Here is a 23,236-nt window from a genome sequence, read left to right on the forward strand (position 1 = left end):
CCGCCGGGTCGCGCGGACCTCGCGGGCACCCGCGCGTTCAGCGTGGGCGCGACCTCACAGCGGCAGCGTCGCGGTGACGAGCGTGCCGAGGTCGCGGACCGACACCACGTCGAGGGTCCCGCCGGCGTCGGTCACCGTGTCTCGCAGCAGTTTCTGGCCCAACCCGCCGGTGTTGGCGGCGGCGGAGTCGAAGCCGACCCCGTCGTCGCGGACCTGCACGACCAGCCACTCGTCGTCCTGGGTCAGGCGGACGTCCACGTTGTGCGCCTGCGCGTGCTTCACCACGTTGCGCAGCGACTCGCGCACCACCCGGAACGCCAGCCGCGCGGTCACCGCTGACGGCGTGAGCGGCTCGTCGATGTCCAGGCTGACCCGGGTGTCGCCGTACGCGTCCTGGCCCACCAGCTCCTCGATGGCGTGCGCGAGGCCGAGGCTCTCCAGGTCGGGCGGGTAGATGTCCGTCATCAGCGTGCGCAGCGACGCCACATCCTGCTGCACCGTCCCGCTGGCCCGCAGCAGCGAGGTGCTGACCTCGTCCTCGGGGACGCGGCGGGACAGTGAGGCCAGGGCGTAGCTGACCCCGGCGAGGTCCTGGATCACTCCGTCGTGCAGGTCCTGCGCGATGCGGCGGCGCTCCAGGTCGGACGACTCCACCGCGTGGCGCAGCAGCAGCTCGCGGTCGCGCTGCTGCTGGTCGATGCGCCGGGCCATCGAGATAGCCAGCGGCAGCATCACCAGGGCCAGCACGGCGAGCGCGCCCAGCATGATCGGCAGCAGCCACGAGATGAGAGAGCCGTACTTCGCGGCCAGCGGCGCGGTCGGGAGGTAGGCCTCGAAGATGAGGGCCCGCCCGGAGCTGTCGTTGAACCCGGTGTAGACCTCGACCAGCTCGCGGTCCCCGCGCTCTCCCACGTTCTCGTCCCGCTGCAGGTCGGACAGTCGGGCGACGGAGCCCATCGTCCGGAACAGGGCGTAGTCCTCGGGCATCATCGGGAAGGTGTGACCGACGATGGCCGGCTCGTCCGCCCACAGCACCCGGCCGGACCCGTCGCCGGCGTCGGCCCACACCTTGACGTAGAGGATCGAGCCGTCACGCTTGCGCGCCTGCAGCGCCTGGCCGAACTCGGCCCTGGCCGACTCCACGCCGGCATGGAAGGCGGGGGTGGACAACGGGGCGACGATCTGGGTCGCGACCGCCTCCGCCGCGACCTCGGCGTCCTCGAGGGCCTGCTGCCGGGCCAGGAACGTGCTGAGGAACGCTGCGATCACGGAGACGAACACCAGCGCACCCAGGCTCCACGCGACGTACAGCACGACGGCGCGGCGGACGAACCCGGCTCGGGGGCGGCTGGGGTCCGCGGTCGGAGGTGTGGGCTCCTCCGCGGCCACCGGATCGTGATCCCGCACGGTGTCAGACATGGCGGTAGCCCTCACTCAGCAGTCCGATCCGCGAGGCGCGGACGACGGCCTCCAGTTGGGAGTGCACGCCCAGCTTGGCGAGCACGGCCTTGATGTAGCCGCGGCAGGTGTTGAGCGAGATGCCCAGCTCTCGGGCCACCGCGCGCGGGTCCTTGCCCTCCGCGAGCAGTCGCAGCACTGCGAGTTCGCGCGGGGTGAGTCCGGCGTCCGGCGGGGACACGCGGCCGGGCTCGTCCGACTGGGCGCGGAAGTGGGCGACGACGGACGACGGCAGGACCAGGTGGCCCCGACGAGCGGTGCGGACCGCGGTGAGCACCTCGTCCAGGGCCCCGTCCTTGGCCAGGAACCCGCTGGCGCCGGCGGCACCCGCCCGCGCCATCTCGGTGGGGTTGGGGTGCGCGGTGAGGACCAGGACGCGAATCCCGGGGTCCTCGCGCAGGATCTGCGCGGTGGCGTCGATGCCGTCGCCGTCCGGCAGTTGAAGGTCCATGAGCACGACGTCGGGGCGCTCGCGCCGGACCGCCAGGCGCCCTTCGGCCACGGACTGGGCGTGAGCGACGCAGGTGAGGTCCGACTCGGCCTCGAGCGCCAGCGAGAGGAGTTCGGCGAACGTGCGGTGGTCGTCCACGACCACGATCCGGATGGTTGCCTCCGGGGCTGCGGTGCGCGCAGGCGTAGCGTCCATCGGCAACCCCTCCTCTCGCCGAGGTGTTGACGGTAGGCGCTCTTTCAGCGTGGGCCAAGTTCTCGAGCGGAATGCGACCTGAACGGACGAGCGCGATCGACGGAATCTCACGGGCCATCACGCCTCGACTACGCGTAGTAGTCAGCCTCCCTCATTTTGGGGGTGGCGCTGCCGTGGATTGGGTCCCAGATGGGGGATCCCCTCGCGAACTGCTCCGCTTACCGTCGCGGAGGTCGCTACTGCGCGTAGCGGCGCGCGGTGACCGCTGCTGGAGGGGTAAGCGGGTCGCGTGAGGGGCTAGGTGGAGAACTCATGGAACTCATCCGAACGTCCCGCGCCACCCGGCGCGGCCGACGGCGGACGCTGGCCGCAGGCACAGCGCTCGCCGTCGGTATCGGCATGCTCGCCGGAACGACGGCGCTGACTGCCCCCGCGGCGCAGGGGGCCGGCGTCGGCGCCGGCCTGCTGGTCACGGAATCCGACGTGCAGTTCATCCTCGAGCAGATCCAGATCGCCGAGGCGCACGCGACCAAGGCTGGACCGGGCCTCGGCCAGGTCATCGCCCCCACGGCGCAGGACGACTGCACCGTCCTCCCCTGCGTGACCGACAAGACCCTGCCGCACGGTCTGCGGATGGTCGACGGGCGCGGCAACAACCTCTTCCAGAACGCACCGGTGCGTCCGGCGATGGAAGCGGCCGCCGCCGAGGACGTCGGTGCCGCCGACCGCCCGTTCCCCCGGCTCGTGGGACCCAACGGTCAGGTCGCGCCCGACAACTGGCGGACGACCGACCCGGGGACGGTCCCGCTGCCCGGTGGGCTCACCTACGCCAACGGCGGTGGAGCCACCACATACCAGGACCGTGGTCCCGGCAGCGTCCAGGACAACCAGATCCGGATGATCAGTAACCTGATCGCCGACCAGTCCGAGGACAACCCGGCGGCCGTGGCGGCCGCCGGCGGACTGGGGGCTCCGCGGGATGGCTCGACGACGCCGCCCACCATGTTCATCCCCAATGTCCCGCCGGGCGGCGTGGTCGCTGGCCTGCCGGCGCCCCAGCCGACCAGCGGGATGTTCACGCTGTTCGGGCAGTTCTTCGACCACGGTCTCGACCTGGTCGCCAAGAACGGGACCGAGTTCGTGGTCATGCCGCTTCCCGACGACGACCCGCTCGCGCCCGGCAGCTTCATGGTCCTGAACCGGACCGTCCTCGACGGCAACCTCGGCGTCAACTCGACGACGCCGTGGATCGACCAGAACCAGACCTACGGCTCGCACGGGTCCAAGCAGGTGTTCCTCCGCGAGTACGTCGACGAGGACAACAACCCCGCGACGCCCAACGCCAGCGGGCCGCTCGACACCGGGCGCCTGGTCGACTCGTCCGACGGGCTGGGCTACATCGCCAACTGGGGCGAGGTGAAGCAGCAGGCGGCCAACGTGCTGGGCATCAACCTCGTCGACAGCGACGTGTCCGCAGTGCCGCTGCTGCTGACCGACGAGTACGGCAACTTCCTGCCGGGCCCGAACGGCTTCCCGCAGATGGTGACGACGGCCTCCGGGGACGGCGGCGCCACCTACGGAGTCCTCGAGGGCAACCCGGCGTCGCCGATCTCGACGGCCACCGCGGTCCGGACGGGTCACACGTTCCTGGACGACATCGCCCACAACGCCGTCCCCACGCTCTCGGGCGGCGTCCTCAACCCCGACACCGACACTGTCGTGAACGGGACCGGCCCGCTGACGACCTGCGCAATCCCGGGCTGCTACGACGATGAGATGCTCGCCCAGCACTTCGTCACCGGTGACGGGCGGGGCAACGAGAATCTCGGCCTGACCGCGATCCACACGATGTTCCACAAGGAGCACAACCGGCTCCGCGACGACATCAACGGCATCGTGCAGGCGAGCCCGACCCTGCTGGCCGGGTTCACGGCTGCTGGGTGGACCTACGAGCAGCGGCTGTTCCAGGCGGCGCGCTTCGTGACGGAGAACGAGTACCAGCACGCGGTGTTCGAGGAGTTCGCCCGCACGCTGTCGCCCGCGATCCGTCCGTTCGCGGCGTACGACCCGCTTCTGCCCGCGGACATCTCGGCCGAGTTCGCCCACGCCGTCTACCGGTTCGGGCACTCCATGCTGCGCGAGGACGTCGCACGCACGCGTCCCGATGGCACCGACGAGAGCCTGCCGCTGTTCGACGCCTTCCTGAATCCGCCGTCGTTCCGCTCCGGCTTCGCTGACGCGTCGGCGTCCGCGGGCGCGGTCGCGCGCGGCATGAACCTGCAGCGCAGCAGCGAGATCGACGAGTTCGTGACCGGCGCGCTGCGCAACTCGCTGCTGGGCCTCCCGCTCGACCTGCCCGCGCTGAACCTGGCGCGCGGCCGGGACACCGGGACGCCCTCGCTGAACCAGGTCCGCGCCGCCTACGGGCTCGTGCCCTACGCGAGCTGGACCGAGTTCGGCAACGGCCTGCGGCACGCGGAGTCGCTGCAGAACTTCATCGCGGCGTACGCGCCCGATGACCTGCTCTCGGGCACAGTCGTTGCCCCAAACCCGCCGCTCAACCTCAACTCCGAGGCCGAGCGCTTCGCGGCCGCGGGCATCCTGATGACCCAGCAGGCGTTCATGGGCGGCCTGGCCAGCCAGACCGGCGTGGACGACGTCGACCTGTGGATGGGTGGCCTGGCCGAGCGGCCGCGCACCCCCGCCGCCGGCGGCGGGTTGCTGGGCGACACCTTCAACCTGGTCTTCCAGACCACGCTGGAGAACCTGCAGGAGGGTGACCGCTTCTACTACCTGGACCGGCTGGCGGGCCTCAACCTGTTGCAGTCGATCGAGGCGAACACCCTCAGCGAGATGTTCATGCGCAACACCGACGCCGAGGCCCTGCCCGCGGCGCTGTTCCTGGTGCCGAGCCTCACGCTCGACATGAACGTCAGCGGTCCGCAGGTCGGTCTCCCCGCCTACCCGGACACGGGCGGTGACGGCACGGTGACCGAGCCGGCGATCGCGGCTCCGTTCAACCGAACCCTGACGTACGGGGGCGGCGGTCTGCTGAACGTGACGATCAGTGGGTCCGCGGGGAACGACCAGATCCAGTCGGCCGCGGGTGACGACACCATCCGGGGTAACAATGGAAACGACCGGATCCAGGGTGGCGACGGCAACGACGTCACGGTCGGCGGCAACGGGGACGACATTCTCCTCGACACCAGTGGTGCCGACAACATGATCGGCGGCCCGGGCAACGACGCGTTCAGCGGTGCCACGACCGGCGACGTGATGCACGGTCTCGGCGGCGACGACTTCATGCTCGCCGGGCTCGACGGTGCGGTGGCTGCCGGTGGCACCGGCAATGACCGCCAGCTCGGTGTTGCCGGTGTCGACAGCCTCACCGGCGACGACGACAACGACTGGCTCGAGGGTGGTGCCGGTTCCGATGCTCTTACCGGTGACACCGTGGCGCCGTTCGGGGTCGACATCAACGCACCGGGCGAGGACGTCCTCATCGGCGGTCCGGGTACGGCCGACGTCATCGACGGCGGTGGCCGGGCCGACATCGCCGTGGGCGAGAGCAACGTGGCGCCCAACGGGACCGTCATCCCGCAGCAGGACGACTACGCGGGCGGCCTGGGCTTCGACTGGGTGACCTACGTCGGTTCGGAGACCCCGGACGCCGACCTGGCCAACTTCGTCGCCGCCCTGCCGCCGAACGACCCGGGGGCCCTCCTCGACAGCTTCATCGACTTCGAGGCGCTCTCCGGTGGCGACCTGGACGACACTCTCCGGGGTGACGACCGGACCACGCTGGCCATCGCGGGCAGCGTGGCGCCGATCACCGACGAGTTGTTGGCGACCGACATCCCGCAGATCGAGAACCTCGCCGGGCTGCTGCCCGCGGGGGCGACCGGGTTCGACGGCAACATCCTCATCGGCGGACCGGGCAGCGACACGCTCGAGGGCCGGCTCGGCGACGACCTGATCGACGGCGACGCCTACCTGATGGTGGCCCTGTCCGTTCCGCAGAGCGGCGCCACGACGACGCCGCCCAGTGCGCGTATCGAGGTCAGCGGGCTGTCGGCGAATCTCGGCGGTCTGACGGTCGCGCAGCACATCATCAACGGCGACCTGAACCCGTCCGACATCATTCCGGTGAAGCGGATCGTGCTGGGTCCGGCGGCGGGTACCGACGTGGCATTGTTCTCCGGTGCCCTGGCGGACTACACCGTCACGGACAACGGGGACGGGACCGCGACGGTCTCCGGTCCCGACGGCAACGACATCGTGCGCAACGTCGAGTTCCTGTCCTTCGGCGGCGCGCAGGTGACGGTGGCGGACGCCATTGCGGCGACGACGCCGGCGGGTCCGAGCGCACCGACTGCTCCGCAGAACGCGGTGGCGGTGGGCGGCGTCGGCACGGCGACCGTGACGTGGGAGGCTCCGGCCTCCGACGGCGGCTCCGCGGTCACGCAGTACGTGGTCGAGGTGGCGGTCAGCTCGGTCAACGGTGGTGCCTTCGGCAACCAGACCACCGTGGCGGCCGGTGGCACGCTGACCCGGCAACTGACCGGGCAGACCGCGGGTGACCAGATCCAGTTCCGCATCGCGGCGGAGAACTCCGCGGGCGTGGGCGCGTTCGTGAACTCGAACACCGTCACCGTCCAGGCGAGCGCTCCGCTGCCGCCCCCGCCGCCTCCGGCACCGGCTCCGGCTCCGGCTCCGGCTCCGGCTCCGGCTCCGGCTCCGGCTCCGGCTCCGGCTCCGGCTCCGGCTCCGGCTCCGGCTCCGGCTCCGGCACCGGCTCCTCCGGCACCGGCTCCTCCGGCTGACGGTGGCTCCGCGCCTCCGGCTGACGGCGGCAGCACGCCTCCCGACACCCAGGGCGGCTCCGGCGGCGGCGGCGTGGTCGTCCCGACGGTGCAGCTGACCGTCCCGACGCAGTCGATGGCCATGTCCAAGGGCGCGTTCCACGTGGTCAAGGGCAAGACCTCCCTGCCTGAGGGCGTCCAGGTGGCCCTGGTCGTCGACGGCAAGGCGGTCGCCAAGGCCCGCGTCGCGGCGGACGGGTCCGTGGTGTTCCCGAAGATCCGGGCCAAGGCCGGCGTGTACGCCATCCGGTCCGGCAGCCCGGGCAGCTACGAGTACTCCAACACGATCCGCGTGACCGTGAAGGCGTACGGCATCACGAAGTTCGTCAACCGGGCGGGCACGCAGAAGGACACCTTCCGCGTGGCCACCGGGGCCTGGGACCAGGGCACCGTGATCAAGCTGCTGCGCAACGGCAAGGCGATCAAGGGCGCCAAGGTCGTCAAGGTGGGCAAGGCGCTCTTCATCAAGGTCCGCGCACTTCCGGGCACGTACAACGTCCGCGTGGTCACTGACCTCGGGAAGGTGTACGGCTCCAAGAAGGTGGTGGTGCGTCGGTAGGAGGCGGGGGTCCGGGTCGATCCGCTTGCGGCCCGGACCCCGCCCGACCCGCCCCCGACGGTTCCCCTCAGACTGCCGTCGGGGGCGGGTCTCTGCCCGGGGTCTTGCATCTCCCCGGTGACCCGGGTCACACTGTGACCGGGCGGTCATATGACCGCCCGGTCACGTTCGTGTCCGGGGTCCGTCGGGGCGAGGGGAGCGCGGGTGCCGAGACCGACCTGGGACAACCTGGCCGAGCCGCGCCGCGAGCGGGTGCTGGCCGCCGCGATGGCCGAGTTCGCCGCCCGCGGGTTCTCCGGCGGCAGCCTCAACGTAATAGCCCGCGAGGCCGACGTCGCCAAGGGCAGCCTGTTCCAGTACTTCGACGACAAGCTCGACCTGTTCGCCTACGTCTGCGACGTCACCAGCCGACGGATCCGGGACGAGGTCGTGGTGCAGTCGCTCACCCTGGACCCGGACCTGCCGGTCTTCGACTACCTCGCCGGGGTGCTGCGGGTCTGGGTCGACTACTTCCGCGACCACCCGGTGGAGCGCGGCGTCACCGCCGCCACCAACCTCGAGATGGACGGCGAGGTCCGGGCCGCCGTGCGCGAGGTGGCCGGCCGGCACTACCTGGAGTTCGTGATGCCGCTGCTGGTCGCTGCGCAAGAGCATGGTGACCTGCGACCGGACGCCGACCTCGACGCCCTCGCGGCCTCCCTGTTGCTGCTCGCGCCGCACCTCGCCCTCGCCCCGTACCTGCCCGGCCTCGACCCCGTCCTCGGCCTGTACGGCGCGGACCCCGACACCCTCGACCGCACGATCGACCGGCTCGTCGCGCCGCTGCGGGCGGCCTACGCATCGATGGAGGACGCATGACCACGACTCCCGCCGAACCGACCACGGCAGCCCACGGGGACCCCGCGACCCCGCCCGGCGTACGCGACCGGGGCGGTGCTTGGTGCGTCATCGGCGGTGGCCCGCACGGCCTGTCCGCACTGAAGGCGTTGCTGCAGAACGGGATCGACGCCGACGGATACGAGCGCGAGGCCGATGTCGGCGGCAACTGGAACTACGCGGGCGAGAACGCGCGGGTGTACGAGTCCACCCACCTCATCTCGACCAAGCCGTTCACCCAGTTTCCCGACTTCCCGATGCCGGACGACTACCCGGACTACCCGTCGCACTGGCAGGTGCACCGCTACCTGCGCCGGTACGCCGAGCACTTCGGCCTGCTGGACCGCATCGCGCTGTCGACCGAGGTCGTGCGCGCGGTGCCGGTCGAGGGCACCGACCAGTGGGACGTCACGGTGCGATATCGCGGCACCGGCGAGGAGCGCACGCTGCGCTACGCCGGCGTCGTCGTCGCCAACGGTCACAACTGGTGGCCCAAGGTGCCGACGTACCCCGGCCAGGACTCCTTCACCGGCCAGGTCATCCACTCCGCCGACTACAAGGGCGCGGAGATCCTGCGCGGCAAGCGCGTGCTCGTCGTCGGCGCGGGCAACACCGGCTGCGACGTCGCGGTCGAGAGTGCGCAGAACGCCCGGGAGACCTACCACTCCACCCGGCGCGGCTACTACTACAACCCGAAGTACGCGATGGGCCGCCCCAGCGACCAGACCGCGGACCTGCTGCTGGCTCTGCGGCTGCCGTTGGCGCTGCGGCGGGCGGCGTTCAAGGCGACGCTGCGGCTGACGGTGGGCGACTTCACCAAGTTCGGCCTGCAGAAGCCGGACCACAAGTTCTTCGAGACGCACCCGATCGTGAACCAGCAGCTCGTCTACTACGTCGGGCACGGCGACATCGCGCCGAAGCCGGACGTGGAGCGGATCGACGGGCCGTGGGTCATCTTCACCGACGGGACATCGTCGGAGGTCGACCTCATCGTGTTCTGCACCGGCTACCTCGCCGTGTTCCCGTTCCTGGACGTCGCCGTCCTCAACCTCGACGGGGACCACCCGCAGCTGGCCCGCCAGATCTTCACCCCGGGCTCGCCGACCCTGGTCGTCTCCGGCCTGATCCAGCCGGACAGCGGGCAGTGGACGATCGCGCACTGGCAGGGGATGGAGATCGCGACGTACGCGCGGCTGCGGCGAGACGACCCCGAGGCCGCCCGGCGGTTCTACGACACCGTGGTCGCGGAGGCGGACCGCCGCTTCAGTGGCGGCACCGAGTACAAGGACTCCACCCGCCACTACTACGAGATCGCGCACCAGGACTACCTGCGCGCGCTGGAGCGGGACATCCACACCATGGAGGCGGCGCAGTGAGCGAGATGACGCGTACGGCGGATCCGCTGCGCCGCAGCACCCGCGTGCTGCGGCTGTGGGACTGGTCGGTGCCGCCGGCGGCGGTGCACCGCGAGGTCCTGTCGGTCGTGCCGGACGGCTGGGCCGACCTGCCTCGGGGCGAGCGCAAGCCCCCGCTGCTGTTCGTGCACGGGCTGGGCCACGGCGCCTGGTGCTGGGACGAGCACTGGCTGGCCGCGGCCGCCGAGCGCGGCTACCCCGCGTACGCCGTCTCCCTGCGCGGTCACGGCGGGTCGGGCGGCTCGAAGAAACTGGGGCGCACGCTGATGCGCGACTACGTGCACGACGTCCTGCAGACCGTCACCGAGCTGCTCGAGCCGCCGGTGCTGGTCGGGCACTCGATGGGCGGCCTGGTCTCGCAGCTGGTCGCGGATCGCTACCCGGTGCGCGGGCTCGTCCTGCTCACCCCGGCCCCGGCGCACGGCGCGCTCCCGACGATGCTGGCGACGCTTCCGAAGCGCCCGCTGGACGTGACCGCGATGCTGGTCGGCCGCACCATGCCGATGCGTCCGGACACGCTCTTCGTGGGCCTGGACCGATCGACTGCGGAAAGGTACGTGGGTCGCACCGGCCGCGAGTCCCCGCTGGTTCAGTACGAGTTCCTGCGCCGCCGGCGGATCGGGCCCGTCCGGGCGCCGGTGCTCGTGGTCGGCGCGACCGAGGACGAGATCATCCGGGTCGTGGACATCGAGCGGACCGCGCGGATGTATGGCGTGGACCCGGTGATGCTCGACGGGATCGGGCACGACGTGATGCTGGACGAGGGCTGGGACCGGGCGCTGGACCTGGTGCTGGACTGGGTGGACGCCGAGGTCCCGGCCGGAACCCCTCCGCTGGGCCCCCTGGTCGAGCCGGCCGAGGCGGGGCGCTGACCGCGGCGCCGGACCCGGTGGCGGAGTGCCTGGCGGCGTACGACGCGGGCACGTCGCCGTCGCGCGCCGTCGAGAAGGCGGCCGTCAAGCATGCCCTGGCGGCGCTGGTGGCCCGGGCACCCGGGCGCAGCGTCGAGGTCCGGGTGCCCCCGTACGCCGTGGTCCAGGCCGTCCCCGGCTCCACGCACCGGCGCGGGACCCCGCCCGCCGTGGTGGAGACCGATGCGGCCACCTGGCTGGCGCTGGCCACCGGCCGGGCGGGCTGGGCGGACGCGGTCGCCGACGGCCGGGTCCGGGCCAGCGGCGAGCGCAGCGACCTCTCCCCGTACCTCCCCCTCCTCCTGTAGCCGCAGCCCCGCCGCCCGCCCGCGCCTCACGTCCACCTCAGCCTGCGACCCCCTTGCGTTCATTGCTCAGTTGTTGTCGTTTCCGGCGGCCGACAACGACGACAACTGAGCGCTCGCGGAATGGGGGCGGGGGCGACGCCGGAGCGCCGGGCGGACCCGGAGTGGGAGGGGAGGGGCGGCACGGAGCGGCACGGGCGAGGGAAACCGCACGATTCGGTAACGATGGCGACGGAATCTGTGGCCGGGGACTCGTACGGCCGACGGAATCGGTGCTACCGTCCGGTCCCACACTGACGGCCGCTCCCGGCTGGGTATACCGTCGCGCCCCTGCACCCGACCTCGGACCGTGAGGCCATGACCGAGACCGATCCCGCCGCGCACAACCGCGACGTCGCCATCCGGCTGCGCGGGCTGCGCAAGCAGTTCGGGTCGGGGGACGGCGCGGTCGTGGCCGTCGACGACGTGGACATCGACGTCTACGACGGGGAGTTCCTCACCCTGCTCGGCCCGTCCGGGTCGGGCAAGACCACGGTGCTGCGGATGATCGCCGGCTTCGAGCTGCCGACCGCCGGGACCATCGAGCTCGGCGGCACCGACGTGTCGACAGCGCCGCCGTTCGACCGCGACGTCAACACGGTGTTCCAGGACTACGCGCTGTTCCCGCACATGAGCGTGCAGGAGAACGTGGAGTACGGCCTGCGGGTGAAGAAGGTCCCCAAGGACGAGCGTCGCCGCCGGGCCACCGACGCGCTGGAGTCCGTGCGCCTCGGTGAGTACGGCGAGCGCCGCCCCTCGCAGCTGTCCGGTGGGCAGCGCCAGCGGGTCGCCCTGGCCCGCGCCCTGGTCAACCGGCCCAAGGTGCTGCTGCTCGACGAGCCGCTCGGTGCCCTCGATCTCAAGCTGCGCGAGCAGATGCAGGTGGAGCTGAAGGAGATCCAGCGCCAGGTCGGCATCACGTTCGTCTTCGTGACGCACGACCAGGAGGAGGCGCTGACGATGTCCGACCGCATCGCCGTCTTCAACGCCGGCCGGATCGAGCAGATCGGCTCCCCGGCCGAGGTCTACGAGCGGCCGGCCACCGAGTTCGTCGCCGGCTTCGTCGGCACCTCCAACCTGCTGCGCGACGAGGCGGCCCGCTCCGTACTCGGGCATGACGGCGTCTGGTCGGTGCGGCCGGAGAAGATCCGCGTCGTCGACGTGGACGCGTCCCCGGTCGAGGGCGAGGACAGCGCCGTGGGGGCCGTCCGCGAGGTCGTGTACGTCGGGCAGGCGACCCGCTTCGTCGTCGACCTCGAGGTGGGCGGCAGCCTCGTCGCCACCCAGCAGAACCAGCAGACGTCGTCCTCCGACGTGGCCGACATGCGCGGACGCACGGTCCGCCTGGTCTGGCGCAAGGAGCACGAGTACCGCGTCCACTAGCGACGCGGGTCCCGGGCGAGAGCCGCTCGGGCACACAAGGTTTCGCCGCGACGACGTCGTCGGGGCGGAGGCATCGGCCGGAGCGGTTCCGGTCGGGCGCACGACCCGCGGGGCCCACCCGCGGCCGGACTGAACGAGGGAGGATGCAGGTGCAGAAGATGCGTCTGCTCAAGGTGGTGTCGGGCGTGGCCGCGGTCGGTCTCGTCCTCACCGCGTGCGGGAGCTCGGACTCCGGTGGAGGCTCCTCTGAGAGTGCGAGCGCGGCCCCGTCCGCCTACGCCGGCCCCGTGGGTGAGGGCGAGGGCGAGCTGAACATCCTGGCGTGGCCGGGCTACGCCGAGGACGGGTCCACCGACCCGGCCGTCGACTGGGTCACGCCGTTCGAGGCGGAGACCAACTGCCAGGTCAACGTGAAGACCTTCGGCACCTCCGACGAGGCCGTGAAGCTCATGCAGGGCGGCGGCTACGACGTGGTGTCCGCGTCCGGCGACGCGACGCTGCGTCTCATCGCCGGTGACAACGTCCAGGCGGTCAACGTCGACCTGGTGCCGAACTACGCCGACGTCTTCCCCGGGCTGAAGGACAAGCCGTGGAACACCGTCAACGGCGTGAACTACGGCATCCCGCACGGCCGCGGCGCCAACCTGCTGATGTGGCGCACGGACGAGGTCACCCCGGCCCCCGACTCGTGGGCCCCGACCTTCGAGGCCGACTCGCCCTACAAGGGCACGGTCACCGCGTACGACTCGCCGATCTTCATCGCCGACGCCGCCGTCTACCTGATGGCGACCCAGCCGGAGCTCGGCATCACCGACCCGTACGCCCTCGACCAGGACCAGTTCCAGGCGTCGATTGACCTGCTCACGCAGCAGAAGGAGCTCATCGGGGAGTACTGGTCGGACTACACCAAGCAGATCGCGTCGTTCAAGGCCGGCACCTCCACGATCGGTACCTCGTGGCAGGTCATCGTGAACCTGGCCCAGGGCGAGGAGATCCCGGTGGACGCGGTCAAGCCCAAGGAGGGCGCGACCGGCTGGTCGGACACCTGGATGGTGGCCAAGGACACCCAGAACATCAACTGCGCCTACAAGTGGCTGGACTGGATCGTCTCGCCCGAGGTCAACGCCCAGGTCGCCGAGTGGTTCGGCGAGGCCCCGGCCAACGCCAAGTCCTGCGCGCTGACCGAGAACGAGGACCACTGCGCGGTCTTCCACGCGGACACCGAGGACTACTGGACCGACGTGTACTACTGGAACACCCCGTCGACGCAGTGCCTCGACGGCCGTACCGACGTCCAGTGCGTGCCCTACAGCGAGTGGGCCACCGCCTGGACCTCGCTGCGCAGCTGACGCTGCAGCACCACCCGTGAGCGCGGGCGGGCCGCTCCCGGCCGGAGCGGCCCGCCCCGCCCCGCACCCGCAGCACCACCCGGCACCCCCGGACGGACCATGACCACCACCGCACCCGCGCCGCAGCCGCCGGCGGCCCCCGAGACCCGGGAGCCGCGTCGCGCCTCGGCGTTCCTGTACCGCCACCGGCTGCTGCGGCTGTCCGGACTGCTCGCGGCACCGCTGTTCTGGCTGGTGGTCGTCTACCTGGGGTCGCTGGCCGCGCTGTTCGTCACGGCCTTCTGGACCGTCGACGACTTCACCGGCCAGGTCGTCCGGTCCTTCACCACCAAGAACTTCGCCCGGGTGTTCACCGACCCGGCGTATGCGGGCACCGTCGGCCGGACCCTGCTGATCGCGGTCTCCGTCACCGTGCTGTGCCTGATCATCGCGCTGCCGCTGGCCTTCTTCATGGCGCGCGTCGCGGCGCCCCGGTGGCGCCCGCTGCTGGTCGCCCTGGTGCTGACGCCGCTGTGGGCCTCGTACCTGGTCAAGGTCTACTCCTGGCGCGCGATGCTGCAGCCGGAGTCCGGCGTGGTCGCGTGGTTCCTGTCGCCGTTCGGGCTCGACAGCCCCGGCTACGGCGAGGTCGCCATCATCATCACGCTGACCTACCTGTGGCTGCCGTACATGATCCTGCCGATCTACGCGGGCATGGAGCGGCTGCCGAACTCGCTCATCGACGCGTCGTACGACCTCGGCGCGAAGACCGGGCGCACGTTCCGCAGCGTGGTGCTGCCCATGATCTTCCCGGCCGTGGTCGCCGGCTCGATCTTCACGTTCTCGCTCAGCCTCGGTGACTACATCACCGCGAAGATCGTCGGCGGCAAGACCATCATGCTGGGCAACGTCGTGGAGACGACGTACGTGACCAACCTGCCGTTCGCAGCGGCGGTCGCGACGATCCCGGTGGTCATCGTCGTGGTGTACCTGCTGGCCGTGCGCCGCACCGGCGCCCTGGACAACCTCTAGGAGCGCGCGGTGATCCTGTCTCGCGGCGCCAAGGCCGTCCTCGCCGTCTTCACGCTGATCGCGTTCTCCTTCATCTACATCCCCCTCGGCGTCGTGCTGGTCAACTCGTTCAGCGTCGACAAGTCGCTGGCCTGGCCGCCGAGCGGGTTCACCACGATGTGGTGGGGCGACGCGTTCGTCAACGAGGGCGTGCGCTCGGCGCTGTGGACGTCGGTCATCACGGCGATCTGCGCGACCACGATCGCTCTGGTGCTGGGCACGCTGGCGTCCTTCGCGGTCGGCCGCTACGCGTTCTTCGGGCGCGAGTCGGTGTCGCTGCTGCTGGTGCTGCCGATCTCGCTGCCCGGCATCGTGACCGGTATCGCGCTGAACAACGTGTTCACGTCGTACCTCGGCGGTCTCACGTTCCTGACCCTGGTCGTGGCGCACGCGACGTTCTGCATCGTGGTCGTCTACAACAACACCCTGGCCCGGCTGCGACGGCTCGGCGGCAACGTGGAGGAGGCGTCGATGGACCTCGGCGCCGCCGGGTTCACGACGTTCCGGCTGATCACGTTCCCGCTGATGCGGTCGTCGCTGATCGCCGGCGGGGTGCTGGCCTTCGGGCTGTCGTTCGACGAGATCATCGTGACCACGTTCACCGCCGGCCCGGGCATCACGACGCTGCCGATCTGGATCCTGCAGAACCTGTTCCGGCCCAACCAGGCACCCATCGTCAACGTGGTGGCCGCGGCCCTGGTGATCGTGTCGGTCATCCCGATCTACCTGGCCCAGAAGCTCTCCGGCGACACCGCCCAGGCCGGCGGCCGCATCTGACCCGGCCCGCCCCCACCGCCCCGCCCGCTCCAACCCGACCCCGGCCACACGATCCGCTAAGCGGATCGTGTGGCGAGGTTGGCCGGCGTGTCGTGCCCGGAATCCGCAACATGATCCGGGTGTCGTGACGGGCGGGGCGGATGGGACGAGGGCTCGTCGGCCGTCCGTTGGCGATCTGACGGCGATCCCGGTGTGATCCCCCGCGGCGACCGCCGCCGTACACACGGACCCCAGCCGTCACTAGGGGCGGTCGGTATGGCGAACTCGTACGGCGTGTCGCGCTCGAACTCGGGCACACGATCCGCATAGCGGATCGTGTGCCCGAGAAAAGCAGGGACGGGGGAGACTGCTGGGGTGGCAACCGAGCGGGAGATCACCGGGCCGGTGGACCTGTGCCGGGCGGACGGGCGGCTGAACCGTGCCGCCGTGGGCTGGACCCGCACCCCGATGCACCGGGCCAACCTGCGCGGGCGTGGCCGGACCAAGCGTTGGGAGTACTGGGCGGTGATGTCGCCGACCGAGGTCTTCACGCTCACCGTGAGCGACCTGGACTTCGGCACCCTGCACGCCGTCTGGTTCCTCGACGCGGACGGCACTGAGACCGGCGTCGAGCGACTCACCCCGCTGGCCCGCGCCGACCTGCCGGACGCCCCCGGCGGCGGCCCCGTCCGGGCCCGCGCCAAGGGACTGGAGATCGACCTCGACCCGCTCCCCGACGGCGGGACGGCCATCCGCGCCGCCACCGACCGCATCACCGCCGACCTCACCGTGGGCAGGCCCGCCGGGCACGAGTGCCTCGGCGTCGTCGTCCCGTGGAGCGACCGCCGCTTCCAGTACACCGTCAAGGACAACACCCTTCCCGCCACCGGCACGGTCACCGTCGATGGCGTCGCCCACGACTTCACCGCGCCCGACACCTGGGCGGTCCTCGACCACGGCCGCGGCCGCTGGCCGCACCGCATCACCTGGAACTGGGGTGCCGGCTCCGGACGCACCGCCGACGGCCGCACGCTCGGCATCCAGGTCGGGGGCCGCTGGACCGACGGCACCGGCTCGACCGAAAACTCCGTCACCGTCGACGGTCGCCTGTCCAAGGTCCACGACGACCTGTGGTGGGACTACGACACCGCGGACTGGTTGCGGCCGTGGCGGATCCGCGACCCGCGCAGCGGCCGCCTCGACCTCACCCTCACGCCGTTCCACGACCGGACCGCCCGCACCGAGCTCGGGCTGCTCGGCTCGCAGGTGCACCAGTGCTTCGGCACCTGGTCCGGCTGGGTCGTCACCGACGACGACGAGCGGATCGAGGTCGACAACGTCCGCGGCTGGGCCGAGGAAGCGAGGCAGAAATGGTGACCGGAGCCCACGACCCCGGTGCGGCCGAGCGGCTGGCCGACGCCCGCGACGGCGTCGTCCGCCACGACCCCGACCTGATCTACCTCGACGGCAACAGTCTCGGCATGCTGCCGGCCGCCACCGTCGACCGGCTGCGGCACGTCGTCGAGCAGGAGTGGGGCGGGGAGCAGGTCCGCGGGTGGCAGCACTGGGCCGACCTCCCCGCCGCGGTTGGCGACCGGCTCGGGGCCGCGCTGCTCGGCGCCGCCGCCGGCCAGACGGTCGTCTGCGACTCGATCAGCCTCAACCTCTTCAAGCTCGCGCACGCCGCCGTCACCCACGTCCGCGCCACCCGCCCGGATCGCACGGTCATCGTCACCGACGCCGGCAACTTCCCCTCCGACCGGTACGTCCTGCAGGCGGTCGCGGACCAGACCGGTGCAACGGTCCGCTGGGTGGACGCCGACGCGCCGTACGGCATCACGCCTGAGCGGCTCGCAGCCGCCCTCGAGCCCGGCGACGTCGCCGTGGTGAGCCTGCAGCTGGTCGACTACCGGTCCGGGGCCCTGCTCGACCTGGCCGCGACCACCCGGCAGGTGCACGACGCGGGGGCGCTGGCGCTCTGGGAGCTCGCACACGCCGCGGGCGCGGTGCCGGTCGCGCTCGACGACGCCGGGGCCGACCTCGCCGTGGGCTGCACCTACAAGTACCTCAACGCCGGACCCGGTGCCCCCGGCTTCCTCTACGTCAACGCCGCCCTGGTCGACGACCTGGTCAGTCCGATCCCGGGCTGGTGGGGCGCGGCCGACCCGTTCGCCATGGACCAGCCGTACGAGCCCGCCCGCGGCGCCATGCGGTTCCTGGCCGGCTCGCCGCCCGTGCTCGGGCTGGCGGCCGTCGACGAGGGGGTCCGGCAGCTGGCCGAGGTCGGCATCGACGCCCTGCGGGAGGCCTCGCGGCACCTCACCGACCACCTCGTGGACCTGGCCGACGCCTGGCTGGCCGACCTGGGCTTCACGGTGGCGTCCCCGCGGGACTCCGCCCACCGCGGCGGCCACGTGGTGCTGGCGCACCCCGAGGCGTACCGGATCGGCCGGGCCCTGGTCGCGCGCGGCGTCATCGGCGACGTTCGGCCCCCCGACCTGCTGCGGCTGGCCCCGGTGCCCCTCGCGACCACCCACGACGACGTGGAGGAGGGGATGCGGCGGCTCCGCGACCTGGTCACCGCAGGGGAGCACCTGGCCCTGGACCCCGCTCGCGACCGGGTCACCTGACCCCGGGGTCGCGGGCCGGGGGCAGCGCGCCGGGACCGTACACTCAGAACCGTGGCAGGCGGCGACGGCAGGCTCTCGCACGACCTGATGCCCGGCGAGAAGGGCCCGCAGGACGCCTGCGGGGTCTTCGGCGTCTGGGCCCCCGGCGAGGAGGTCGCCAAGCTCTCGTACTTCGGGCTCTACGCGCTGCAGCACCGCGGCCAGGAGTCCGCCGGCATCGCGGTCAGCGACGGCCACCAGATCCTGGTCTACAAGGACATGGGTCTCGTCTCGCAGGTGTTCACCGAGTCGGCGCTGGAGTCCCTGCAGGGGCACGTCGCCATCGGGCACTGCCGCTACTCGACCACCGGCGCCAGCGTGTGGGAGAACGCGCAGCCCACGTTCCGCGCGACCGCCACCGGCCATCTTGCGTTGGCGCACAACGGAAATCTCACCAACACCCACGACCTGTCAGCACGTGTCGCCGCGCAGGCGGAGGAGGCCGGCGAGCTCCCCCTCGGTGCGCCGCGGACCCTGGCCACCAGCGACACCGAGCTCGTCACCGCGCTGCTCGCGGCCCACCCGGACCGCTCGGTGGAGGCGGCCGCGATGGACGAGCTGCCCCGGCTCCGCGGTGCCTTCAGCCTGGTGTTCATGGACGACGGCACGCTGTACGCCGCCCGCGACCCGCAGGGCATCCGCCCGCTCGTGCTCGGCCGGCTGGAGCGCGGCTGGGTCGTCGCGTCCGAGACCGCGGCGCTGGACATCGTGGGCGCGTCGTTCGTCCGCGAGATCGAGCCCGGCGAGCTGGTTGCGATCGACGAGCACGGGCTGCGCTCCCAACGGTTCGCCCCTGCCGACCCCAAGGGCTGCCTGTTCGAGTACGTCTACCTGGCCCGTCCCGACACCACGATCGCGGGGCGCTCGGTGCAGGCCGCCCGCGTCGACATCGGCCGGGCCCTGGCCCGCGAGCACCCGGTGGACGCCGACCTGGTGATCCCCGTACCCGAGTCCGGCCGCTACGCCGCGATCGGCTTCGCCCAGGAGTCGGGCATCCCGTTCAGCGAGGGGCTGGTCAAGAACGCGTACGTCGGGCGCACCTTCATCCAGCCCTCGCAGACCATCCGGCAGCTCGGAATCCGGTTGAAGCTCAACCCATTGCGCGAGGTCATCGCCGGGCAGCGGCTGGTCGTGGTGGACGACTCCATCGTCCGCGGCAACACCCAGCGCGCGCTGGTCCGGATGCTGCGCGAGGCCGGTGCGCGCGAGGTGCACGTACGCATCTCCTCCCCGCCGGTGGCCTGGCCGTGCTTCTACGGCATCGACTTCGCCACCCGGGCCGAGCTCATCGCCAACGGCCTGTCGCCGGAGCAGATCTGCACCGCGATCGGCGCGGACAGCCTGGGGTTCGTGTCGCTGGAGGCGCTCACCGCGGCGTCGGAGCAGCCGGCGGACCGGCTGTGCCGGGCCTGCTTCGACGGCCACTACCCGGTGGACCTGCCGGAGCCGGAACTGCTCGGCAAGCACCTGCTCGAGGGCATCGAGCGCTCCGTGACCACCGACGTCGAGGGCGGTCTGCCGACCCTGGTCGCCGGGGGCGGCGCGACCGACGCGCTGGGTCGGCCGTGACGGATCAGGAGCCGGACGCGGCCGCGCCTGCGAAGCCGGGCGGTGGTGCCACGTACGCCGCTGCCGGCGTCGACGTGGAGGCCGGCGAGCGCGCGGTCGCCCTGATGAAGCAGTCGGTCGCTCGCGCGCAGCGGCCGGAGGCTGTGGGCAGCCTCGGCGGGTTCGCCGGCCTGTTCGACGCCTCGGCGCTCCGGTCGTACCGACGGCCCCTGCTGGCCACCTCCACCGACGGAGTCGGCACCAAAGTCGTTGTGGCGCAGCGGATGGACGTACACGACACCATCGGCATCGACCTGGTCGCGATGGTAGTGGACGACCTGGTGGTGTGCGGCGCGGAGCCGCTGTTCCTCACGGACTACATCGCGACCGGCCGGGTGGTGCCCGAGCGGATCGCCGCCGTCGTGTCCGGCATCGCGGAGGGCTGCCGCCTGGCCGGTTGCGCGCTGCTCGGCGGCGAGACGGCCGAGCACCCGGGTCTGATGGCGCCGGACGAGTACGACGTCGCGGGCGCGGGCACCGGGGTGGTCGAGGCCGACGAGCTGCTGGGGCCGGACCGGGTCCGCGCGGGCGACGCGCTGGTGGCGATGGCCGCCAGCGGCCTGCACTCCAACGGCTACTCCCTGGCCCGGCACGTGCTGCTCGGCGGCGCCGGTCCCGGGCTGGCCGCGTACGTCGACGAGCTCGGCCGGACCGTCGGCGAGGAGCTACTCGTCCCAACCCGGATCTACGCCCTGGACTGCCTGGACCTGGTCCGCGCCGGGCTCGGGGTGCACGCCTTCAGCCATGTCACCGGCGGGGGGCTGGCGGCGAACCTGGCCCGCGTCCTGCCGGCCGGGCTGGCGGCGGACGTGGACCGGTCCACCTGGACGCCGCCACCGGTGTTCGGGCTCATCGCCGGCCTCGGCGGGGTGACCCGGGCCGAGGCGGAGCGGACGTTCAACCAGGGCGTCGGGATGGTCGCGGTCATCGACCCGGCCGACGCGGATGCCGTGCTGGCGCGGCTGTCCGACCGAGGGGTGCCCTCGTGGGTGCTCGGGTCGGTGCGGGAGCGGCGTGACGGCGAGGCCGGAGACGCCGAGGCCAAGGGTGGTGGCGGGGGAGCGGTCACGCTGGTGGGGGACCACCCGGGCTGACCCGGCCGGTCACCTCGGAGTGGTGGGACCGCCGGCCCGGTGCGGCCGTCGCGGGTCGGCTCTCTGGTGCGGTCGGGCTACGGGTGTCGGGACGTCACCGCGAGGTGACGTCCTCCTCCTCGTCCTCGTCCGCGTCGTAGTACTTCGCGTAGGGGTCGTCGAAGTCCTCGTCGTCGTCCTCGACCACATCGTCCTCGTGGACGGACTCGTGGTCGGACGACCCGGCCAGCTCCGCCTGAAGTCGGTCGAGGTCCGTGTGCGGACCGCCGTACTTCAGCTGGCGGGCGACCTTGGTCTGCTTGGCCTTGGCCCGGCCGCGCCCCATGGCTCGACCCCCTCGCGCACCGGTCGGTCGGTGCGTCCTCTCGTGCGTGGCAGGCCCGCCGGCGGGGTGGTGCCGGTGCCTGCGTGTCCGACGGAAGCGTACCTGCCCCGGCGCCGTGGGGGCAGCCAGGTTCGCGTGTGGCGTACGGTCGGCCGACCCCCGCCTCACCGAAACGGTCGCTACCCGGGCTCCCGCGGCGCCGGAAGCGACGGTTTCGGTCAGAACGTGCGGAAGCGGGGGGCGGTGGCCGCGGCGGCCGCGACGCGGTCCTCGGCCTCCGCGGCGGCGGCCGCCTCGGGGGTGACCCCCTCCGCCCGCGCCCGGTCCAGGACCCGCACGGTGGTGTCGAACACCCGGAGCACCCGGGCCCGGGCCCGGTCCATGTCGAACCCGTGCACCTCCTCGGCCACCTGGATCACGCCGCCGCAGTTGACCAGGTAGTCGGGGGCGTACAGCACCCCCCGCTCGGCCAGCAGGTCCGCCACGGCCTCCTCGGCGAGCTGGTTGTTGGCGCCGCCGCACACCGCGGCGGCCCGCAGCCGGGCGGCGACGTCGCGGGTCAGTGCGCCGCCCAGGGCGTTGGGGGAGAACACGTCCAGGTCCCGCTCGACCAGGTCCTCGGTGGACGCGGCGATCTCGACGCCCGGTACCTCGTCCCGCACCGCGTCCAGCGCGGCGGCCGACGGGTCGGCGACCACGACATGCGCCCCCTCCTCGGCCAGGTGCGCCGCCAGCCGCCGCCCGACCTTGCCCGCTCCGGAGATGCCGACCCGGCGCCCGGCCAGGTCCGGCGACCCCCACAGGTGCTGCGCGCAGGCCCGGATGCCCTGCCACACGCCCACCGCGGTGAGGATCCCGCTGTCGCCGGCGCCGCCCTGGGCCGGCGACCTGCCGGTCGTCCACGGGCACACCTCGGCCACCACGTCCATGTCCTCCACGTACGTCCCCACGTCGCACGCGGTCACGTAGCGGCCGCCGAGCGACGCCACCAGGCGGCCGTACGCGCGCAGCAGCTCCGGCGTCTTGTCCGTGCGCGGGTCGCCCATGATGACGGCCTTGCCGCCGCCGTGGTCGAGGCCGGCGAGGGCGTTCTTGTACGTCATCGCCCGGGCCAGCCGCAGCACGTCGGCGAGGGCGGCGTCCTCGTCCGGGTAGGGGTACATCCGGGTCCCGCCGAGGGCCGGTCCGAGGGCCGTGGAGTGGATCGCCACCACCGCCCGCAGCCCCGTCCCGGGGTCGCTTCCGACCACCACCTGCTCGTGCCCCTCGAGGCGCTCCCACGGTCCCGCGGCCATGCCCGTGAGCGTACGGCTCGGGCGAAGCGCTTGCCTGAGCACGCAGCCGATGCGATAGTCCGACCGGCCAAAACGGGCAGATCACCCCGTCGCACCCCCGTGGCGCGGGTGCCCGTGGCGGCCGACGCAGACCCGCCCGGGTGCCTCGCGCCCCTCTCCCCCCGGCCGGGTCCATGACCTGTGGAGGGCGCATGGCCGGACGTACTCCGGACTCCGAGCAGCTGCTCACCCCGGCCGAGGTCGCGGCGATGTTCCGGGTGGACCCCAAGACCGTGACCCGCTGGGCCAAGGCCGGCAAGCTCACCAGCATCCGCACCCTGGGTGGGCACCGGCGCTACCGGGCCAGCGAGGTCCGCGCCCTGCTCGAGGGCGTGCCCCAGCCGCGCGACGGCGCCGACACCGGCGCGATCCCCGTGGTCCCCCCGCCCCCGCCGCCGCCTCCGCCAGTGCACCCGTCCCCCTCGGGCCCCCCAGGCTCCGGCCCGCCCGCGCCTAGCCCGCCCGCGCCCGCGGAGCGCGACGAGGACGCGTAGCCCCGCACCTGCGCCCCCGCGCCCGATTGATCCCCGCGAGATCGCAGTCGTGGCGCGGATTCCACTCCGTATGACCGCCACGAGTGCGATCTCGCAGTGA

17 protein-coding genes and 1 pseudogene are annotated in these 23,236 nt (G+C 72.2%); 14 read left to right on the top strand and 4 right to left on the bottom strand.

All coding sequences use genetic code 11. From position 1 onward, the window contains the following. Nucleotides 1-54 precede the first annotated feature (54 nt). Together R2737_15225 and R2737_15230 are read right to left on the bottom strand one after the other, a co-directional pair. Nucleotides 55-1,419, bottom strand: a complete 1,365-nt coding sequence (locus tag R2737_15225; GenBank protein MEZ5117612.1) for a sensor histidine kinase — start codon at nt 1,417-1,419, stop codon at nt 55-57. Further along, nucleotides 1,412-2,104, bottom strand: coding sequence for a response regulator transcription factor (locus R2737_15230; GenBank protein MEZ5117613.1), 693 nt, complete (start codon nt 2,102-2,104; stop codon nt 1,412-1,414). The genes R2737_15225 and R2737_15230 overlap by 8 nt, the downstream gene beginning before the upstream one ends. Nucleotides 2,105-2,416: 312 nt before the next feature. On the opposite strand from R2737_15230, the gene R2737_15235 reads away from it, so the two are divergent. The 13 genes from R2737_15235 (at nt 2,417) to purM (ending at nt 20,983) form a co-directional block, all read left to right on the top strand. Further along, nucleotides 2,417-7,528, top strand: a complete 5,112-nt coding sequence (locus R2737_15235) for a peroxidase family protein (GenBank protein MEZ5117614.1) — start codon at nt 2,417-2,419, stop codon at nt 7,526-7,528. Between the two features lie 204 nt (nt 7,529-7,732). Then, nucleotides 7,733-8,386: a TetR/AcrR family transcriptional regulator gene (locus tag R2737_15240; protein ID MEZ5117615.1), complete on the top strand. Its 654-nt coding sequence runs from the start codon at nt 7,733-7,735 to the stop codon at nt 8,384-8,386. After that, nucleotides 8,383-9,780, top strand: a complete 1,398-nt coding sequence (locus R2737_15245; protein MEZ5117616.1) for an NAD(P)-binding domain-containing protein — start codon at nt 8,383-8,385, stop codon at nt 9,778-9,780. The genes R2737_15240 and R2737_15245 overlap by 4 nt, the downstream gene beginning before the upstream one ends. A 5-nt stretch (nt 9,781-9,785) precedes the next feature. Then, complete coding sequence (locus R2737_15250) at nt 9,786-10,691, top strand: alpha/beta hydrolase (protein MEZ5117617.1); 906 nt, start codon at nt 9,786-9,788, stop codon at nt 10,689-10,691. A gap of 17 nt (nt 10,692-10,708) precedes the next feature. Further along, a complete protein-coding gene (locus R2737_15255; protein ID MEZ5117618.1) occupies nt 10,709-11,038 on the top strand; it encodes a sterol carrier family protein in 330 nt (109 codons plus the stop codon). A 354-nt stretch (nt 11,039-11,392) separates the two neighbouring features. Further along, nucleotides 11,393-12,457: an ABC transporter ATP-binding protein gene (locus tag R2737_15260; GenBank protein ID MEZ5117619.1), complete on the top strand. Its 1,065-nt coding sequence runs from the start codon at nt 11,393-11,395 to the stop codon at nt 12,455-12,457. 158 nt (nt 12,458-12,615) lie between these two features. Next, entirely contained in the window at nt 12,616-13,806 is a 1,191-nt protein-coding gene (locus R2737_15265; GenBank protein MEZ5117620.1) for an ABC transporter substrate-binding protein, read from the top strand. Nucleotides 13,807-13,905: 99 nt separating this feature from the next. Next, on the top strand, nt 13,906-14,817 hold the full coding sequence (locus tag R2737_15270) for an ABC transporter permease (protein ID MEZ5117621.1): 912 nt from the start codon (nt 13,906-13,908) through the stop codon (nt 14,815-14,817). A 9-nt stretch (nt 14,818-14,826) separates the two neighbouring features. Continuing rightward, the gene (locus tag R2737_15275) at nt 14,827-15,633 is read left to right on the top strand and encodes an ABC transporter permease (protein ID MEZ5117622.1); all 807 of its coding nucleotides are present in this window, start codon (nt 14,827-14,829) and stop codon (nt 15,631-15,633) included. 354 nt (nt 15,634-15,987) lie between these two features. Continuing rightward, the gene (locus R2737_15280) at nt 15,988-16,989 is read left to right on the top strand and encodes a DUF2804 domain-containing protein (GenBank protein MEZ5117623.1); all 1,002 of its coding nucleotides are present in this window, start codon (nt 15,988-15,990) and stop codon (nt 16,987-16,989) included. Continuing rightward, complete coding sequence (locus R2737_15285; protein ID MEZ5117624.1) at nt 16,986-18,242, top strand: aminotransferase class V-fold PLP-dependent enzyme; 1,257 nt, start codon at nt 16,986-16,988, stop codon at nt 18,240-18,242. The genes R2737_15280 and R2737_15285 overlap by 4 nt, the downstream gene beginning before the upstream one ends. Nucleotides 18,243-18,293: 51 nt before the next feature. After that, nucleotides 18,294-19,850, top strand: coding sequence for an amidophosphoribosyltransferase (gene purF / locus R2737_15290; GenBank protein ID MEZ5117625.1), 1,557 nt, complete (start codon nt 18,294-18,296; stop codon nt 19,848-19,850). Further along, entirely contained in the window at nt 19,847-20,983 is a 1,137-nt protein-coding gene (gene purM / locus R2737_15295; GenBank protein MEZ5117626.1) for a phosphoribosylformylglycinamidine cyclo-ligase, read from the top strand. Before purF ends, purM begins: the two co-directional genes overlap by 4 nt. A 94-nt stretch (nt 20,984-21,077) precedes the next feature. On the opposite strand, the gene R2737_15300 is transcribed toward purM, so the two are convergent. Continuing rightward, complete coding sequence (locus R2737_15300) at nt 21,078-21,308, bottom strand: DUF3073 domain-containing protein (protein MEZ5117627.1); 231 nt, start codon at nt 21,306-21,308, stop codon at nt 21,078-21,080. A gap of 218 nt (nt 21,309-21,526) precedes the next feature. Continuing rightward, entirely contained in the window at nt 21,527-22,603 is a 1,077-nt protein-coding gene (locus R2737_15305; GenBank protein ID MEZ5117628.1) for a Glu/Leu/Phe/Val dehydrogenase dimerization domain-containing protein, read from the bottom strand. A gap of 191 nt (nt 22,604-22,794) precedes the next feature. Between R2737_15305 and R2737_15310 the strand changes: the two are divergent. After that, nucleotides 22,795-22,998: pseudogene (locus R2737_15310) on the top strand (BldC family transcriptional regulator). Nucleotides 22,999-23,236: the final 238 nt, after the last annotated feature.

The sequence above is a fragment of the Candidatus Nanopelagicales bacterium genome (genome assembly GCA_041393815.1).
Classification (GTDB): domain Bacteria; phylum Actinomycetota; class Actinomycetes; order S36-B12; family JAWKJK01; genus JAWKJK01.